The 17,787-nt window shown below is 65.2% G+C and carries 16 protein-coding genes; 6 read left to right on the top strand and 10 right to left on the bottom strand.

Features of this window, described 5'->3' with window-relative positions:
* Nucleotides 1-7: 7 nt before the first annotated feature.
* The 5 genes from DK926_RS25230 to DK926_RS25210 are packed head-to-tail and all read right to left on the bottom strand — an operon-like array spanning nucleotide 8 to nucleotide 5,511.
* Nucleotides 8-1,000, bottom strand: coding sequence for an oligopeptide/dipeptide ABC transporter ATP-binding protein (locus DK926_RS25230; RefSeq protein WP_114332676.1), 993 nt, complete (start codon nucleotides 998-1,000; stop codon nucleotides 8-10).
* Nucleotides 993-2,003, bottom strand: a complete 1,011-nt coding sequence (locus DK926_RS25225) for an ABC transporter ATP-binding protein (RefSeq protein ID WP_114332675.1) — start codon at nucleotides 2,001-2,003, stop codon at nucleotides 993-995. The genes DK926_RS25230 and DK926_RS25225 overlap by 8 nt, the downstream gene beginning before the upstream one ends.
* The gene (locus DK926_RS25220; RefSeq protein WP_114332674.1) at nucleotides 2,000-2,983 is read right to left on the bottom strand and encodes an ABC transporter permease; all 984 of its coding nucleotides are present in this window, start codon (nucleotides 2,981-2,983) and stop codon (nucleotides 2,000-2,002) included. The genes DK926_RS25225 and DK926_RS25220 overlap by 4 nt, the downstream gene beginning before the upstream one ends.
* Nucleotides 2,984-2,992: 9 nt before the next feature.
* Nucleotides 2,993-3,922, bottom strand: a complete 930-nt coding sequence (locus DK926_RS25215) for an ABC transporter permease (RefSeq protein WP_114332673.1) — start codon at nucleotides 3,920-3,922, stop codon at nucleotides 2,993-2,995.
* 8 nt (nucleotides 3,923-3,930) lie between these two features.
* Complete coding sequence (locus DK926_RS25210) at nucleotides 3,931-5,511, bottom strand: ABC transporter substrate-binding protein (RefSeq protein ID WP_165839667.1); 1,581 nt, start codon at nucleotides 5,509-5,511, stop codon at nucleotides 3,931-3,933.
* A gap of 331 nt (nucleotides 5,512-5,842) precedes the next feature.
* Between DK926_RS25210 and DK926_RS25205 the strand changes: the two genes are divergently transcribed.
* Genes DK926_RS25205 through DK926_RS25195 form a run of 3 tightly spaced genes read left to right on the top strand, consistent with a single transcriptional unit; the run spans nucleotide 5,843 to nucleotide 7,678 of the window.
* On the top strand, nucleotides 5,843-6,838 hold the full coding sequence (locus DK926_RS25205; RefSeq protein ID WP_207890912.1) for a 2-hydroxyacid dehydrogenase: 996 nt from the start codon (nucleotides 5,843-5,845) through the stop codon (nucleotides 6,836-6,838).
* Complete coding sequence (locus tag DK926_RS25200) at nucleotides 6,835-7,230, top strand: universal stress protein (protein WP_114332672.1); 396 nt, start codon at nucleotides 6,835-6,837, stop codon at nucleotides 7,228-7,230. The genes DK926_RS25205 and DK926_RS25200 overlap by 4 nt, the downstream gene beginning before the upstream one ends.
* Nucleotides 7,231-7,243: 13 nt before the next feature.
* The gene (locus DK926_RS25195; protein ID WP_114332671.1) at nucleotides 7,244-7,678 is read left to right on the top strand and encodes a VOC family protein; all 435 of its coding nucleotides are present in this window, start codon (nucleotides 7,244-7,246) and stop codon (nucleotides 7,676-7,678) included.
* Between the two features lie 79 nt (nucleotides 7,679-7,757).
* On the opposite strand, the gene DK926_RS26820 is transcribed toward DK926_RS25195, so the two are convergent.
* Nucleotides 7,758-7,895: a hypothetical protein gene (locus tag DK926_RS26820; protein WP_157105356.1), complete on the bottom strand. Its 138-nt coding sequence runs from the start codon at nucleotides 7,893-7,895 to the stop codon at nucleotides 7,758-7,760.
* A 117-nt stretch (nucleotides 7,896-8,012) separates the two neighbouring features.
* On the opposite strand from DK926_RS26820, the gene DK926_RS25190 reads away from it, so the two are divergent.
* Nucleotides 8,013-9,671: a DUF222 domain-containing protein gene (locus DK926_RS25190; protein ID WP_114332670.1), complete on the top strand. Its 1,659-nt coding sequence runs from the start codon at nucleotides 8,013-8,015 to the stop codon at nucleotides 9,669-9,671.
* 235 nt (nucleotides 9,672-9,906) lie between these two features.
* Here the strand turns inward: DK926_RS25190 and DK926_RS25185 are convergent, their stop codons facing one another.
* The 4 genes from DK926_RS25185 to DK926_RS25170 form a co-directional block, all read right to left on the bottom strand.
* Nucleotides 9,907-10,800, bottom strand: a complete 894-nt coding sequence (locus tag DK926_RS25185) for a LysR substrate-binding domain-containing protein (RefSeq protein WP_068427612.1) — start codon at nucleotides 10,798-10,800, stop codon at nucleotides 9,907-9,909.
* Between the two features lie 83 nt (nucleotides 10,801-10,883).
* A complete protein-coding gene (locus DK926_RS25180; protein WP_114332690.1) occupies nucleotides 10,884-12,155 on the bottom strand; it encodes a glucarate dehydratase family protein in 1,272 nt (423 codons plus the stop codon).
* Complete coding sequence (locus DK926_RS25175; RefSeq protein WP_068427531.1) at nucleotides 12,152-13,078, bottom strand: 5-dehydro-4-deoxyglucarate dehydratase; 927 nt, start codon at nucleotides 13,076-13,078, stop codon at nucleotides 12,152-12,154. The genes DK926_RS25180 and DK926_RS25175 overlap by 4 nt, the downstream gene beginning before the upstream one ends.
* Nucleotides 13,079-13,134: 56 nt before the next feature.
* Nucleotides 13,135-14,733 carry an aldehyde dehydrogenase (NADP(+)) gene (locus DK926_RS25170; protein WP_114332669.1) on the bottom strand — a complete coding sequence of 533 codons (1,599 nt, stop codon included), beginning with the start codon at nucleotides 14,731-14,733 and terminating at the stop codon, nucleotides 13,135-13,137.
* A gap of 374 nt (nucleotides 14,734-15,107) precedes the next feature.
* Here DK926_RS25170 and DK926_RS25165 point away from each other — a divergent pair, with 374 nt between their 5' ends.
* A complete protein-coding gene (locus tag DK926_RS25165; protein WP_068427617.1) occupies nucleotides 15,108-16,439 on the top strand; it encodes an MFS transporter in 1,332 nt (443 codons plus the stop codon).
* Nucleotides 16,436-17,782 (top strand): enolase C-terminal domain-like protein, encoded by a 1,347-nt coding sequence (locus DK926_RS25160; protein WP_114332668.1) that lies wholly within the window; start codon nucleotides 16,436-16,438, stop codon nucleotides 17,780-17,782. Before DK926_RS25165 ends, DK926_RS25160 begins: the two co-directional genes overlap by 4 nt.
* The last annotated feature ends 5 nt before the right edge of the window (nucleotides 17,783-17,787 follow it).

Raw genomic sequence — 17,787 nt, 5'->3', positions numbered from 1 at the left:
CCCCCTATCACCCGGCGGCCACGAGGCCGAGGTCGTCGTCGACGAGCGGGTAGTGGCATTCGGCCATGTGGTCGGATTCGTTGCGGTCCAACGCAACCGGCGGCGCATCCGAGCTGCACTTGTCGGTCGCCTTCCAGCAGCGCGTCCGAAAACGGCAGCCCGACGGCGGGTTCAGCGGCGACGGCACCTCGCCCTTCAACAGGATGCGCTCGCCGCGCGCCTCCGCGTCGAGTTTCGGTGCTGCCGACATCAACGCTGCCGAGTAAGGGTGGCTCGGGCGGTCGAAGACGGCCTCGGTCGCACCGGACTCGACGATCCGACCGAGGTACATGACGGCCACACGATCGGCGACGTGGCGCACCACGGACAGGTCGTGCGAGATGAACACGTACGAGATCCCGAGCTGCTTCTGCAGATCGTTCAGCAGATTGAGGACCTGCGCCTGCACGGAGAGATCCAACGCGGACACCGGCTCGTCGCAGATGATGACGTCGGGGTTCAATGCCAACGCACGCGCGATTCCGAGACGCTGACGCTGGCCGCCGGAGAACTCCTGCGGGAATCGGTGTTCGTCACTGGGACGCAGCCCCACGAGGTGCAGAAGTTCACGCACCCGAGCCGAGCGGTCGCGGCGAGTCTTGTACAGCCCCTTGTGTGTTCGCCACGGTTCACTGATGATGTCGGCTGCGTTCATGCGGGCGTTCAGTGACCCGTACGGGTCCTGGAACACCATCTGTACGCGTCGGCGAAAGCCCAGCAGTTCCTTGCCGCGCAGACCGAACGGGTCGACGCCGTCGAAGTTCACCGTTCCGCCGTCCGGGCGTTCCAGCATCATCAGCGTTCGTGCGAGAGTGGATTTACCACAGCCGGATTCGCCGACGAGGCCGAGTGTTTCACCGCGGCGCAGGTCGAGGTCGATCGAATCGAGTGCGCGGAGGTTGCCGCCGCCCACCTTGAAGGTCTTGTTCAATCCGCGGACCGTCAACAACTGATCAGACATGGGACACCTCGTTCGAGAAATGGCAGGCAGAGAAACGACCGTCGCCGACGGCTTCCAGCGTGGGTCGCTGCGCGCGACAGATGTCCCGTGCGAGGGGGCATCTAGCTTGGTAGACGCATCCGTCGGGAATGGAATGCAGATCGGGTGGAGTGCCGCCGATGGATTTCAGATCCTCACCGCGCGCTGCGTGCACGGGTACCGAGTCGAGCAGACCCTTGGTGTACGGATGGCGTGGGTTCGCGAAAACCTCCGACACAAGCCCGGTTTCGACGACGTTGCCGGCATACATGATCGCGACGCGGTCGGCCTCCTCCGCGACGAGCGCGAGGTCGTGCGTGATGAGGATGACAGCCATGTCGTGTTCGGTGCGCAGTTCGCGCAGCAGCGTCATGATCTGAGCCTGCACGGTCACGTCGAGCGCGGTGGTCGGCTCGTCGGCGAGCAGCACCGACGGACTGAGCGCGACGGCCATCGCGATGAGCAAGCGCTGACGCATACCTCCGGAGAACTGGTGAGGATACGAATCGGCGCGGGACTCCGGCTGCGGGATGCCGACGCGTCGCATCAGCGAAATCGCCTCTTCGCGCGCAGCTTTCGCAGACATACCGCGGTGAATCCGGAAGGGCTCGGCCAACTGGGTGCCGACGGTGTACACGGGGTTCAGTGCCGTCAGCGCGTCCTGGAAGACGATCGCCAGTTCGGTGGCTGCGATGTGGCGTCGAACCTTGGTCTTGGCGGTCACCAGATCGACGTCCCCGAGCTCGACGGAACCGTCGGTGATGTCGGCGATCGGTTCGAGCAGTCCGACGACGGCTTGCGCGGTCATGGACTTACCGCAGCCGGACTCGCCGAGGAGAGCCAGGGTTTCGCCGCGTCGCGCGCTGAACGTGACGTGATCGACGGCTCGGATCACGCCCGACGGCGTGCGTAGGTCGACCGTCAGATCGCGGACGTCCATGGCGACACGGTCGGTGTCGGGGCGGACGACGGCAGGTGCACTCATGAGACGACCTTTCGGACGGGAACGAGGCGGGACTTGGCGGAACGGGGGACGGTCAGGCGCCACCGCTGCGCCGGGTCGGTCGCGATGCGTGCCCAGGCGGCGAGCACGGTGGCCGACACGGTGGTGATGACGATGGCGAGGCCGGGGAAGAACGACAGCCACCATGCGGTCTGCAGGTAGGTGCGGCCCTGCGCGACCATGAGACCCCAACTGACGTCGGGCGGCTGAATACCGATGCCCAGGAAGCTGAGCGACGATTCGGCCAGCATGACGAAGCAGAAATCCAGCGTGGCGACGGTCAGCAACGTGGGGAGCAGGATGGGCGCGACGTGACGTCGGATCACCGCGCCGCTCGACGCGCCGAACGTGCGGGCGGCGTCGACGAACAGCCGACTCTGCAGTTCCGCGGACTCCGCACGCGCAGTGCGGAGGTAGATCGGAATACGCGTGATCGCGAGGATCAGAACGATGTTCGCGGCGCTGGGCGAGAAGACGTACAACACGACGACGGCCATGAGCAACGACGGAAAGCTCATGATGACGTCGGCGACGCGCATCGCCGTGGTCTCGCGCCATCCCCGGTGATAGCCGGCCCACATTCCGATGATCGAGCCTACGATCGCCGACAGGATGACTGCGGGGATCGCCACCGACAGCGTGGTCTGGCACGCGACGATCAAGCGTGCGAGCATGCTGCGTCCGAGGGGATCGGTCCCGAGGACGTTCATCCACCCGGTATCGAGGGTGAACGGCGGGAGGTTCGACCGACTCAGATCCTGGTCGGTGGCTGCGTCGCCGACGAGCATCGGCCCGAAGATCGCCGTCAGGAACACCAGGACGAGAATCCCGGCGGCGACGGTGGCGACTCGGTCACGCAGCAGCAGCCGCCACAGCGGAGCGGAGCTCGTACGTGAGGCAGGCTTTCCGGCCGGAACCTCCTCGGGCTCCGACGTTTTCGGTGCGTCGAAATCGAGTGACATGGTGGCCTCCTAGACCTTCGCCTTGTCGCGAACACGGGCGTCGAGCAGTGCGTAGCAGGCGTCGATGACGACGTTGAGAAGGAAGATGCTGACGGCCGTCAGCAGAACCGCCGCTTGGAGGACCGCGAAGTCGCGCTGCAGGATCGCGTCGATCATGAGCTTGCCGATGCCGGGCCACCCGAAGATCGCTTCGACGACGACGGCTCCGTTGACGAGACCGACCATCAGGTCGCCCGCGACGGTCAGTGCCGGGGCTGCGGCGTTGCGCAGTGCGTGGTGCGTGACGACGCGAACATCGCTTGCGCCTTTGCTTCTCGCGAGTCGAACGTAGGGCGCGGACAACGCCGCGACCATCGCTCCGCGGACGACCTGGGTGAGGACGCCGAGCGGACGGATCAGCAGCGTGGCGATCGGGAGGATCCAGGACAGCATTCCCGCACCGGTGCCCGACGTCGGCAGCACCCCGAACGTGACGGCGAACAGCCACACACCCATGATCGCGAACCAGAAGTCCGGGATGCTGGCCGCGGTCATGGACAGCAGGCTCGAGACGCGGTCGGCCAGCGAGTTGGGGCGGTAGGCGGCCCAGCATCCGATGACGATCGCGCCGAGAACGGCGAGGAACATCGTCATGAACGCGAGCTGCAGCGTCGCGGGGAATGCGCGCAACGCCATCGTCGACGCGGCCTCACCGGTGCGCAGGGAGTCGCCGAAATCGAGATGCACGACGCCCTGGAGGTAGTCCCAGAGTTGCGTCAGCAGAGGCTGATCGAGCCCGTTCGACGCCCGGAACGCCTCGCGCTGAGCCTGAGTCGCGGATTCGGGGAGGTAGAGGCTCGTCGGGTCACCGGTGAGTCGCGCCAGTAGGAACACGCCCAACAGGACGACGATCAGCGGCACGAGGCTGGTGTAGATCCGGCGACGGAGGAATCTGAACATGTTCGGCCTCAGTCCGTTTCGGTGGAGTCGACGCGCGTCATCGCTGCGAGATGCATCTCGTCGACGGTTGCGGAGTTGGGTGTGTAGTCGACCGAGTCCGCCTTGGCGAGAACACCTTCCATATGGGCGATGAACGCCATCTGCATGATGTCCGCGGGCTCGTCGGCGAAGAGCTGTTCGTACGCTTCCTGACGCGCATCCCCGGTGAGGGCCGCGGCCTCGTCGACACGCTCGTCGAATTCCGCTGTGCCACCGGCGCTCTGGAAGCCGTCGCTCTTCAGGTACTGATCGGCGGTGAACGCCGCGTCGCCTGCCTGATTGCCGTGCTGGATGACGAGTAGATACGGCCCGACGTTCGGGAACGGACGTTCCTGGTACTCGGCGGTGCCGGCGGAGTCCGTCATCTCGATGGAGACGTTCATGCCGATCTTCGACAGTGCATGCTGGACGACTTCGAGTGTCTCGTTGACCTTGGGGAACTGCCCGGTCCGTCCGATCAGCCGGATGGGGGCGTCGACGGGAACGCCGTCGGCGCGGGCTTCGTCGATGAGTTGCTGTGCCTTCTCGGGGTCGTACGGCCACGGGGTCAACTCGTCGTTGTATCCGATGACGCCGTCCGAGATCAGCTGCGCGGCAGGCTTTCCGAGGCCCTGGAACAACGCGTCGACGATGCCGTCGCGGTTGACCGCGTAATTGATCGCTTGACGCACTCGCATGTCGTCGAGAGGGGGCTCTTCGAGCTGGATGCGAACAGCCGTCGTCTCGTTGTTGGGGTACGAGACTCCGAGGTCGCCTGCGCCGTCCTCCGGTCCGAGTGACGTCGCGATCTCGGCCTCGCCGTTGGAGACCATCGAGGCGCGCACGCTGCCCTCGCTACGCCACTGGTAGGTGGCGCGGGCGTAGTCCGGCTTGTCGCCCCAGTACGTCTCGTTGCGGATCAACGACAGGCGCTGTCCGTATTCCCAGTTGTCGATGACGTACGGGCCCGTACCGATCGGCTCGCGGACGCGTTCGGTCATGCTGTACGTCCGCGGCACCATCTCGATGAACGACAGCTTGAGCGGGAGAATGGGGTCGGCAGCAGGCGCGGCGACGCTGATCGTCAGCGGATCGACGATGCGGACGTCGAGGTCGGCGTCGCCGAAGACGTAGCCCTCGACGTTGCATCCGAGGTCCGAGTTGACGGCTCTCTCGATCGAGTGCGCCGCGTCCTCCGCCTCGAACGGGCTGCCGTCGCTGAAGGTCACTCCGGGGTGCAGCGCGAACGTCCACTCGCGGTCGGAGACCTGGGTCCAGGAGTCGGCGAGCTTCGGTTCGAGTGTGCCTTCGCTCGGGTTCCGCTCCATCAACGGTTCGGTGATGTTGGACCGAGTGACCACCCCGATGGAGGTCATGGACACGTCGCAGGCTTCCAGCGTCGGAGGTTCTTCCTGCAGGACGATCCGTAAAGTATCTGCGCTCGCCGCCGTGCCGGCGCCGGAGTTCGCGACCGTGCATCCGGTGGCGATCATCGAAAACGTAAGTGCGCCAGCGATGGTGATCGCGGTGCGCGTGGTCCGTCCCTGCTGCACTTCGAGTGCAGGGCTCATGGGGGCCTCCAAAGGGGAGAATGTGACGGGCTGTCGCCGCGTGTGACGGTAGCCACACGTTATGAGGGGGGTGTAGGGCCGTCAACAGGCGTCGACGCCGTATGCAGGGAGTTTCGTGGGTCACATCGGGCTTTCGTAAGCCACCAAGCTCACAGCGCAGGGCATCTGACCTGGTAGAACGAGGTGTGGTTAGGTGACCCATGCTTGCGACCCAGGCTCGGTCATGCCGTTTGGGTATCAATCCATGTTATTTACGTGTTGGACAGGTATCCGACGGGCGACATAACGTACCAGAAAACGCGCACGTCCCCGGCCCGGCGAGGAGTTTCGAATGACGACAGTCGAGAAGGCGAAAGACGGTGTTGTGCAGAGTGATTCGCGCAGCAGCGGGAGGGTGCTCCGAGTCGGGCCATTGAAGCCGTCACTCATGGACACACTTACCGGCGACTACGACGCCCTCGTGCTTCCCGAGCCTTCCGAGCGTGCGACTTTCTTCTCTCAGCACGGTGAGTCGATCACTGCGGCGGTCACTTCGGGGCGCACGGGCGTCGACGCGGAGTTGATGTCGCATCTGCCCAACCTCGGCGCGATCGTTCACTTCGGCGTCGGGTACGACACCACCGACGTCGACGCAGCCGCGCAGCGCGGCATCGGCGTCAGCAACACTCCCGACGTGCTGAACGACTGCGTCGCAGATCTCGCCATCGGGTTGGTGATCGACGCATTGCGGCAGGTGTCGTTCTCCGACCGCTACGTCCGCGCGGGCCGCTGGATCTCCGACGGCAACACACCTCTGACGCGTCAGGTCACCGGAAAGAGAGTGGGCATCATCGGACTCGGTCGGATCGGTACTGCCATCGCAGATCGCCTCGTCGGTTTCCGTTGTGCCATCAGCTATCACAACCGGAACGAGGTCGACGGTTCGCCGCACACGTACTTCTCGACGCCGGCTGCTCTCGCGGGCGCCGTCGACGTTCTGATAGTCGCAGCGTCGGGCGGAAAGGGAACGCGACATCTCGTCGACGCCGACGTCCTCGATGCCCTGGGTCCGCAGGGTTACCTGATCAACATCGCGCGGGGAAGCGTCGTCGACGAGGACGCTCTTGTCGAACGTCTCACCGACGGCCGACTCGCCGGGGCGGGGCTGGACGTGTTCGCGAACGAGCCCGCTGTCCCCGAGGCCTTGCTGGCGTTGGACAACGTCGTGCTGCTTCCGCACGTCGGTAGCGGAACAGTGGAAACCCGAGCCGCCATGGAGGCGTTGACATTGCAGAATCTCGATCAGTTCCTGGCCGACGGCACGCTGACGACGCCGGTGACGCGATGACCGTCGTCGTCGGCTATTCGCCGACAGCAGAAGGCAAGGGCGCGTTGCCATTCGCGTTCGCCGAGGCGGTGCAGCGTGGAACGGATCTGATCATCGTGGCCGAGGAGGACAGCGCTGCCGACGCCGCATTCGGTGCCGCCGTCGAATCCGCTCGCGACGAAGCGGGCGGGCTGGGCGTCGCGGTGAAGATCCACGACAACGAGCCGGGACGATCGCACGCAGACAACCTGATCGACCTGTCGTACGTCGAAGGGACACAACTTCTCGTCATCGGGATCCGTCGTCGCTCACCCGTCGGAAAGCTGTTGATGGGCAGCATCTCTCAGCGTGTCATCCTCGAAGCGCAATGTCCGGTGACGGCCGTCAAGCCGCCGGTGGGGTTGCCGCGCTGACTGGAGTGGCCTCATGGCTCACGTCAGGCAGGTCCAGATCACGTTCGACGCGTCGGATCCAGAGCGGCTGACGCACTTCTGGTGCGAGGTTCTGGGGTACGTCGTACCGACCCCGCCTGACGGGTTCGCGTCATGGACCGATTACGACGCCACCCTGCCCGTCGCGTCACAGGGACGCGGTCCCGGATGCGTCGATCCGACCGGCGCCGGGCCGAGGCTGTTCTTCCAACGCGTGCCCGAGGACAAGGTCGTCAAGAATCGGGTGCACGTCGACGTCCGTGTCGGGACAGGACTCGAAGGTGACGAGCGGCTCGGCGTGTTGGAGGCGGAGTCAGCCCGTCTGGTCGCGCTCGGTGCGACGCAGGTTCGAGTTCAGCACGCGGACGGCGTCGACGAGTCCTGCATAGTGATGCAGGACATCGAGGGCAATGAATTCTGCTTGGACTGACCAGGTCTCGGGTCCATCCACGACTGAGCCCCCGCCTCGATACGAGGTCGGGGGCTCACTGCGTCTCAGCGGACGGACGTCACCACCAGCCGAGATTCGAGCCGTTGGTGAAGATTGCGATGGCGTCGTTGATGAGGGAGAACAGGATGCCGAGCATGTGAGGGGTGTTCCTTTCGTAGTGCTGTCGTGGTGCCGCAACGCCCCGTAGCGAGGTCATGTCGCCCCGGGTGTCAACTCTATGTCGTCCTGTCGACCCATTTCGTTAGCGGGCCTCAGCGGAGCCGCTATCGAACAAGTGTTCGACAAAGTGCAAAACTTGGGTTAGTGTGGGTTCATGCTTTCGGGGGAGAGTGTCGCCGGCCTTGCCGATGACGTGGGGGTTGCGAGCGCACGGGCAGTGCTGCCGATTTCCGACGCCTCCCTCCTGGCTGCTGTCGAATCCATGGAGAATGCGTGGAATTCGGTCGCGGACGTGGATACGAGCATGCTCGACGATGCCGACCGCCGTGCCCTTCTGGTGCGGATGGAGAAGCTTTCTCGGGCGATGTACGGCACCTCGCACACCTGGCTGACCGAACTGATCGAAAACGACGGTCTGGCAGTGCTTCCTGACAGGACGAATGCGTCGCGGTTGGCGAGTTTGTTGCTCGTCGACCCGAGTGTCGCAGGCAAGCGCATCAAGATCGCGGCCAAGATCGCCGACGGTCGTGCGCTGACGGGAGAGAAGCTGGAGCCGCAGTACCCGACGACTGCCGAGGCTCACCGCGACGGGCACATCGACGCCGCCCACGTCACCGTCATCGACGAATTCTTCAAGGATCTGCCGGGAGCAGTGGATCACGATTCGAAGGTCCAGTCCGAGATCCTGTTGTCCGATCTGGCGAAACAGGTTACGCCCGAACAGCTTCGAGTGGCCGCAGCGCGGCTGCACGCGCTTCTGGATCCGGACGGAACGCTGAAGGACGAGAAGGATTCGATAGCGAAGTGCTTCTTCCGGCTCGGGCGGCAGGGCAAGGACGGACTCAGCAAGGGCAGCTTCGTCATCGACGCAGAGTTCCGTGCATACCTCGAACCGATTTTGGCCAAGTACGCGAAGGCGGGGAACTGCAACCCGGACGAGCCGAAGCCAGTCGCAGAGGACGACCCGAGCGACACGTCGAACGACGAACCGACGTTGTTCGACCGTGACGAGGACTCCGACAGCCCCGGTGGCGAGTCCGGTTCCGCGGACTCCGACAGCCCCAGTAGCGAGTCCGGTTCCGCGGACTCCGACAGCCCCGGTAGCGAATCCGGCCCCGCGGATCATCCTGCTTCTGCCCGCGACTCGGTGAACTCCGAGGACGAGAAGCGCCGGGCCGGACGGGATATGCGCAACCAGGGCCAGCGAAACCACGATGCGATGAAGGCGGTGCTGCGTCAGATGCTGGCGTCGGGGAATCTGGGCCAGCACCGAGGCCTACCGGTGACGGCAGTGATCACGATGACGGCGAAGGACCTGGAAACCGCGTCGGGGCATGCTGTCACGGGCACCGGTTCGCTGGTGACCGTCCGCGATGCGATACGGATGGCGTCGCACGCGCACCACTACCTGGCGATTTTCGACGACGACGGACAGGCCCTCTACCTCGGCCGCTCGAAGCGCCTCGCGTCGGCGGACCAGCGGATCGTTCTGATGGCTCGAGACCGGGGATGCACGTTCCCGATGTGCACCCGTCCTGCGACCTGGTGCCAAGTACACCACCTGAACGAGTGGGCCACCGGAGGCGAGACCGACATCGACTCCCTCACCTTCGGTTGCGACCTGCACCATCCGCTCGTCGGCGACGGTCCGAACGACTGGGCCACGACGACGACAGGCCCCGATCATCCCCAGCCGGGCCGAACTCAGTGGCACCCACCCGAATCCGTCGACCCGGATCGCCGCGGCATGGTGAATCACTACCACCATCCGCAGGAGTATCTGTACTCCGAGCCGGAGAACCCGGAGCCGTAGCTTCGGCGCGCGTTGTCCTGCGCGAAACGATTCCACGAGCGGTGCAGAGCGAAATCTGCACCGCTCACAGTCATGCCTGGACGCAGATACCGCCAGCCGGGCCCGAGTCAGTCCGCGTCAGTCCAACGCGCCAGCCGTGCCCGTCCCACCCGCCAGCCGTGCCCGTCCAACCCGCCAGCCGCGTCAGTCCCACCCGCCAGCCGGGCCCGAGTCAGTCCAACCCCAGCCCACCCCGTCAGCTCCATTCCCGTGCAGGCAGGACGTCCGACATGAATCTGTGCAACGCTGGGTTCTCGTTGTCCGGCCGCCAGGCGGCGTGTAGCTCGACCGGTCGCTTCGGCGTCGTGTCGATAGGCCGGAACACGACGCCTTCAGGCTGCATGGTCCTCGACGAGGAGGGAACCAGTGCCATTCCGATTCCCGAGCGCACCAGCACCAACATCGTGTGCACCTGCGTCACGTACTGCACGTACCGCGGCGTGACGCCGACGACGGTGAACGTGCTGATCAGCAACTCGTGAAAGTACCGGGCATCGACGGGCGAGTACATGACGATCGGCTGGTCGTCGAATTCCTCGATCGTCAACTTGTCGTGCTGCGCGAGCGGGTGCGATTCCGGAAGGGCGGCGACGAACGACTCGTGCAGCACCGGTCGGGACGAGATGCCCGGCCTGTTCAACGGAGGCCTGGCAAGACCGAGGTCGATGTCGCCGATCGCCAGTGACTCCATCTGTACCGCCGAGACCATCTCGCGCAGAACCACTTTGACGTCGGGAAGCTGCTCTCTCGCTTTCTCAAGCAGCTGCGGCAACACCGCATGCGCGGAGGCGCCCGTGAATCCGACTGTGACGGTACCGAGATCGCCGGTGGGGACGCGTCGCACGGTCAGTACTGCGCCTTCGGCCAGGTGCACGATCCGGCGGGCGTCGGGAAGGAACGCGACGCCTGCCGCCGTCAGCGTCACGGAACGGCTGGTGCGGTCGATGAGCTGGACGCCGACCTCGTTCTCGAGCTGCTGTATTTGCCGACTGAGCGGCGGCTGCGTCATGTGCAGTCTCTCGGCGGCGCGGCCGAAGTGAAGTTCCTCGGCGACCGCGATGAAGCACGTGAGCCTGTTGAGCGAGAACAATTCATTCACTCCTGATTTCGAAGAAAGCCGCTCGTGGTCAGGTCGGGTATCAACTTAACCTACGAGCGGCCATCGCCGATCAGTTACCAGCGGGGGCTGGTGTTCTCGAAACTCGGGTCGATGCTCTTCATGTACCCGGTGTCGTCGCGGTCCCGCAGACCGCAGTCGAGATACTGCCGATGCAACGCGGCGAGCGCGTCGTCGTCGATCTCGATGCCGAGTCCCGGCCCGGTGGGAACGGCGACGGCGCCGTCGACGATCCCGAGAACCCCGGGCTTGACGACGTCCTCGGTCTTCCACGGCCAGTGCGTGTCGCATGCGTACGTCAGATTCGGCGTCGCCGCCGCCAGATGCACCATCGCGGCGAGGCTGATCCCCAGGTGGCTGTTGGAGTGCATCGACAAGCCCATGTCGAAGTTGTCGCACACGCCCGCAAGCAGACGAGAACGCTGCAGACCGCCCCAGTAGTGATGGTCGGACAGTACGACCTGCACCGAATCTCGCAGTACAGCAGGCTTGAGCTGATCGAATGCGACGACACACATGTTGGTGGCGAGAGGCATTTTCGCCTCTCGTGCCACCTCGGCCATGCCGTCGAGCCCGGGCGTCGGGTCTTCCAGGTATTCGACGATGCCGTCGAGTTCGCCGGCCACCCTGATGGACGTGTCGACCGTCCAGGAGGCATTCGGATCGAGCCGCAGCGGCAGTTCCGGGAAGGCTTCCCGCAATGCTTTGATTCCCGCGATCTCCTCGTCGGGCGGAAACACTCCACCCTTCACCTTGATCGCTCCGAAACCATACTCGCCGATCATCTTTCGGGCCTGCCGAACCAGCCCATCGGGATCGAGCGCCTCACCCCACTCGTCGGGCTCGGCACCGGGATGTGCCGCCCACTTGTAGAACAGATAGGCGCTGAACGGAACCGCGTCTCTGACCCTGCCGCCCAACAGATCCGACACCGGACGCCCGAGAGTCTTGCCCTGCACGTCGAGGCAGGCGACCTCGAACGGCGAGAAGACGCGATCCGTCGTGCTCGCGGTCGTGATCATCCCGGCGACGCCGTCGCCGCCGGTGACGGTCGACGACGCAAGCTGGGTATCGACGGCAGATCGAATTTCGTTGAGCGCGAACACGTCCAGGCCGGTGATTGCCTCGGCTGCCGCCTCCATCCGCGCGACGTGCGCGGTGTCCGCGTACGTCTCGCCGAGACCGACGATGCCTGCGTCCGTGTCCAACTGGATGATCGCACGCAGGGCGTACGGCTGATGGACACCGACGGTGTTGAGCAGCGGCGGATCAGCGAAGGCGACGGGCGTGATGCGCGCGCCCGTGATCCTGATCGGCGCGGCCATCAGTGCACCGCGAGCTCGTGTCCGAGAACCGCGCGGCCGTTCGCGACGATCTCGGTGAGTTCGCTCAGGTGTGCACTGCTGATGTCGACGAGCGGCGGACGGACCGGGCCGGCCTCGATGCCTTCCATCGTGACGCCCGCCTTGATGAGCGAGACCGCATAGCCGGGAACCTGGTCGCGCAGACGGACGAGAGGGTGGAAGAACTCGCGCAGCAGCGTCGCAGTCAGCTTCTCGTTGCCGCTTTCGAGCGAGCGGTAGAAGGCGAGTGCCAGCTCCGGCGCGAACGCGAACGTGGCCGAGGAGTACAGCGTGACACCGATCGCGCGGTACGCCTGCTGCGAGACCTCTGCCGTCGGCAGGCCGTTGAAGAACTGGAACTGCTTGCCCGACGGTTCCAGCGCGTCGAGCACCGCGCGGACGATGCGGCCGACCTGATCGAGATCGCCTGTGCCGTCCTTGAATCCGACGACCGTCGGCAGCTGTGCCACCGCGACCGCCGACGATTCGGTGAAGCGTGCGTTGCTGCGGTTGTACACGATGAGCGGCAGATCGGTCGTGTCCGCAACAGCCTTGGTGTAGCCGACGAGACCGGCCTGAGGCATCGTCACGAGGTACGGCGGAAGGAGAAGGATGCCGTCCGCACCGTTCTCCTTCGCGCTGCGCGCGAACGCCTGGGCCTGCACGACGGATCCGCCCGCGCCGGCGTAGACCGGAACGCGGCCGGCGACGACGTCGACCGCGGTGCGCACGATCTTGCCGAACTCTTCGAGTCCGAGCGCATGGAATTCTCCGGTACCGCACGCGATGAACACGCCACCGGGGCCGGCGTCGACGCCCTTGGCGACGTGGGCCGCCAGCAGGTCGTAATCGACCTCGCCGGCTGCGGTGAACGGGGTGACGGGGAAGAAGAGGACTCCGTCGAGCATGGTCTTGTCTCCTGTGATCGTGGGCAGTCGTATGGGCAGTCGTGTGTGGAGGGGGATCAGTCTTGGGTGAGGGTGCCGTCGACGCGTCGCCAGATCCCGTCGGGGTTGCCGTCGGCAATTGCACTGGGAAGCAACGACTTCGGGACGTCCTGGTAAGCAACCGGACGCAGGAAGCGTTCGATGGCGAGAGAACCGACCGACGTGGTGCGCGAATCGGAGGTAGCGGGGAAAGGACCGCCGTGAACCATCGCGTGACCGACCTCGACGCCGGTGGGCCAGCCGTCGAACAGGATTCGGCCGGCCTTCAGCTCGAGAGTCGACAGGAGCTTGCCTGCCTCCGCGTGATCCGCGTCGTCGCTGTGGATCGTGGCGGTGAGCTGACCCTCGAGGCGGGCGGCCACGTCACGAACCTGCTGGGCGTCGCGGCAGCGCACGATCAAGCTGGAGGCGCCGAAGACTTCCTGCTGCTCGATTTCGGACGTGACGAACGTGTCTGCGTCGGTGGTGAAGAGCGCTGCGCGGCAGGCGTTCGGCGCGTCGGTCTCGGTGCCGCGAGCCAGCTCCGTCGCGGACTTCCCGAGTTCTTCGACGCCGCTCGCGTACGAGGCAGCGATGTTGGGGGTCAGCATCGTGGTCGGGGCGGCCTCGGACACGGCTGCCCGAGCGGCCTCGACGAAAGTGTCCAGACCGGGACCGTCGACGGCGATGACGAGTCCGGGGTTCGTGCAGAACTGGCCCGACCCCATCGTGAGAGACCCGACGAACGCGCGTCCCAGGTCGGCGCCGCGGGAGTCGAGCGCGGCACTCAGAACGAAGACAGGATTGATGGAGCTCATCTCGGCGTACACCGGAATCGGTTCACGACGGCCTGCGGCGGCAGCCACGAGAGCCGTTCCACCCGAGCGTGATCCGGTGAATCCGACGGCCTTGACGCGCGGATCGGTCACGAGCGCAGTCCCCAGGGTGCGGCCCGATCCGTACAGCAGTGAGAAGGTGCCTGCGGGCATTCCGGTCGACGCGACGGCATCGGAGACGGCACGACCCACGAGCTCGGAAGTTCCGGGGTGGGCGTCGTGAGCCTTGACGATGACGGGGCATCCGGCAGCGAGAGCCGACGCCGTGTCGCCGCCCGCGACCGAGAACGCGAGGGGGAAGTTGCTGGCACCGAAGACGACGACGGGGCCGAGCGGAACCTTCCGCTGACGAATGTCGGCGCGGGGGAGCGGGGTGCGGTCCGGGATGGCCGGGTCGATGCGCGCACCGTTCCAGCTGCCCTCACGCAGGACCGATGCGAAGAGCCGAAGCTGGCCCGTCGTCCGTGCGACTTCACCGGTGATACGGGCTTTGGGCAGTCCGGACTCGGCGACCGCGCGGTCGATCAGCGTCTCGCCCAGCGCGGCAATGTTGTCGGCGATGGTGTCGAGGAACTGTGCACGCGACTGCGACGACGTGGAGCGGTAGGCGTCGAACGCTGCTGCTGCCGCGGACGTCGCCTGCTCGACCTGGCCGAGGTCACCGTGCTTGTAGGAGGGTTCGAGATTCTCGCCGGTGCTCGGGTCGATCCCGTGGACTGCGGTGCCGGTGCCCTGCACGGACTCGCCGGCGATGATCGACGCGCCGACCAATTCGGTGGACTGCGTGAGCGATGCTGTCATGCGGACTCCCTTTCGTGTACATGGCCGAGCTGTGTAGATCGCCAAGCGTGTGTGAGGCAACTGATCGGTCGGGCCGTGGCGCGTGACCTACCTCGTAGATGACGACGTTATGCCTGTGATTGATACGTGTCCAAGTCAAAAGATGGTGCTGTCGATGCTCGGTCGGTATCGATCCACGTCCCGCGGCTCGGGTCACATCGATGCAGATCGTGAATCAGTTCATGCCTAGTCGGTCTTGGACATGAATCGTCGGCGGTGCTTAAGGTCATGTGAGCCGAGTCACCGGTCACACGGTGCTGCGCCCGCATCACACGTGGTCCTACAGGTCTGTGCGCGAACACCGGCCGGACCCGATCTACAGAAAGGAGTGGCCGTTGTCGATCACTCTTCCGCCGACTCCTGCCGTGGACTCCGCAGTGGCGAAGATCTTCCGCCGCGTGGTTCCGCTGTTCATCATCATGTTGATCTGCAACCAGCTCAACAGGTCCAACATCGGCTACGCACGCGAGCATCTCGAGGCCGACGTCGGAATCAGCGCTGCCGCATACGGATTCGGTGCAGGCGTCTTCTTCATCGCCTATGCGCTCTTCGAACTGCCCAGCAACGTGATGATGGAGAAGTTCGGCGCCAAGATCTGGTTGACGCGCATCATGGTCAGCTGGGGAACCATCTCGTTCCTGATGGCCTTCGTCAACGGCCCGACGATGTTCTACATCCTCCGATTCCTCCTCGGAGCTGCCGAAGCGGGCTTCTTCCCGGCGATCATCTTCTACTTCGCGAAGTGGCTGCCGAACACCCACCGCGGACGTGCGACGGCGTTGTTCGTGGCCGGCTCGTCGATCGCCGCGGCGATCTCGGGCCCGTTGTCCGGCCCGCTTCTGTCGCTCGACGGCCTGTTCGGCCATCGCGGTTGGCAGTACCTGTTCGGCATCGAAGGTCTGCTGTCCGTCGTCGTCGGAATCATCGCGTACTTCCTCATCGATTCCCACGTCAAGGACGCCACCTGGCTGACCGACGAGGAAAAGCGCGACCTGAACGCGACGATCGCCGCCGAGGAGGCCGCGAAGTCCGAGACCTCCGGTATGGGAGACGGTCGTTCACGCTGGAAGATGCTGCTCGACCCGAAACTCATGCTCTTCATCTGGATCTACTTCGCGATCCAGCTGTCGATCTACGCCAACACGTTCTGGCTCCCGTCGATCATCAGGCGCATCGACGGAACGAACGACATCACCGTCGGACTGCTGTCGTCCCTGCCGTGGATCTGCGCAGTGTTCGCGATGTACTACATGTCCAAGATCGGTGACCGGACCGGCAACCGTCGCCCGCTGCTGATCGTCGCGCTGCTCACTGCGGCCGTCGGTACGCTGCTCGCCGCCGTCGCGACGCCGTGGATCGCACTGATCTTCCTGTGCATCGCCGCGATGGGCTTCAAGAGCGCAAGCCCGTTGTTCTGGTCGATCCCGCAGTCGACACTGCATCCGATGGTGCTGGCCGCGGCCATCGCCGTCATCAACTCCGTCGGCAACCTCGGTGGATTCGTCGCACCGTTCAGCTTCGGCCTCATCCAGGACGCCACCGGGTCCGTGACCTGGGGTCTGTACGCCCTGGCGGCGTGCTCGGCGCTCGCAGCACTGTCGGTGCTGTTCATCAAGAAGTCCAGCAAGGATACTGTTCCGAACGCTACCGAGAAGGTTCGATCATGAACGCACGTACCACCACTCCCGTCGTCGCCGAGATGCGCGTCGTGCCGATCGCAGGACACGACGACATGCTGCTCAACCTCAGTGGCGCGCACGCGCCGTACTTCACGCGAAACCTGGTGATTCTCACCGATTCCGACGGCCGCGTCGGCGTCGGGGAAGTGCCCGGTGGCGAGCCGATCAGGCGGTGCCTCGAAGACGCGCGATCCCTCGTCGAGGGTGCGTCGATCGGCACGTACAACGCGGTGCTCCGATCGATGCGCACGGCGTTCTCGGACCGAGATTCCGGTGGTCGTGGAGCGCAGACATTCGATCTACGTATCGCCGTGCACGCGGAGACCGCCGTCGAATCGGCCTTGTTGGACCTGCTCGGCCAGCACCTGGGCGTCAGTGTCGCCGCCCTGCTCGGCGAGGGCCAGCAGCGTGAGAAGGTGCAGGCGCTCGGCTACCTGTTCTTCGTGGGCGACGCCGCCAAGACCGACCTCGCGTACCGCACCGCCGCGGACGAGGGCGCAGGCGCCGACGACTGGGAACGCATCCGGCACGAGGAAGCGCTGACTCCCGACGCCGTCGTGCGGCTGGCCGAAGCGGCACAGGAGCGGTACGGCTTCCAGGACTTCAAGCTCAAGGGCGGCGTACTGCCCGCCGCCGAGGAAGCCGCAGCCGTCACCGCACTCGCGCGGCGATTCCCCGACGCACGAATCACGTTGGACCCCAACGGGGGCTGGCTACTGAAGGAAGCGATCGAGACCTGCCGCGGACTGCGCGACGTACTCGCGTATGCCGAGGATCCCGTCGGGCCCGAAGGCGGCTTCTCCGGCCGCGAAGTCATGGCCGAGTTCAAGCGCGCGACCGGCCTCCCGACCGCGACCAACATGATCGCCACCGATTGGCGCGAGATGGGCCACACCATCCGATCGGGTGCCGTCGACATCCCGCTCGCCGACCCGCACTTCTGGACGATGAACGGTTCGGTGCGCGTCGCGCAACTGTGCGACGCATGGGGACTGACGTGGGGGTCGCACTCCAACAACCACTTCGACGTGTCACTCGCGATGTTCACGCATGTGGCCGCTGCCGCGCCCGGCGACATCACGGCCATCGACACGCACTGGATCTGGCAGGACGGACAGCGCGTCACCAAGGATCCGTACCGCATCGAGGGCGGCTACCTGACGGTGCCCGACAAGCCGGGCCTCGGCGTCGAACTCAATTGGGACAGAGTCGACGCGGCACACGAGCTGTATCAGCGCGAAGGCCTCGGCGCTCGCGACGACTCGATCGGCATGCAGTACCTGATCGACGGGTGGGCATTCGACAGCAAGCGGCCCGCCCTCGTTCGGTGACGGTG

This window comes from Rhodococcus sp. Eu-32 (genome assembly GCF_003336925.1).
Lineage (GTDB): Bacteria > Actinomycetota > Actinomycetes > Mycobacteriales > Mycobacteriaceae > Rhodococcoides > Rhodococcoides kyotonensis_B.
Note: the sequence above shows the minus strand (reverse complement) of the source record. Positions and strands in the feature narration are given on the sequence as shown.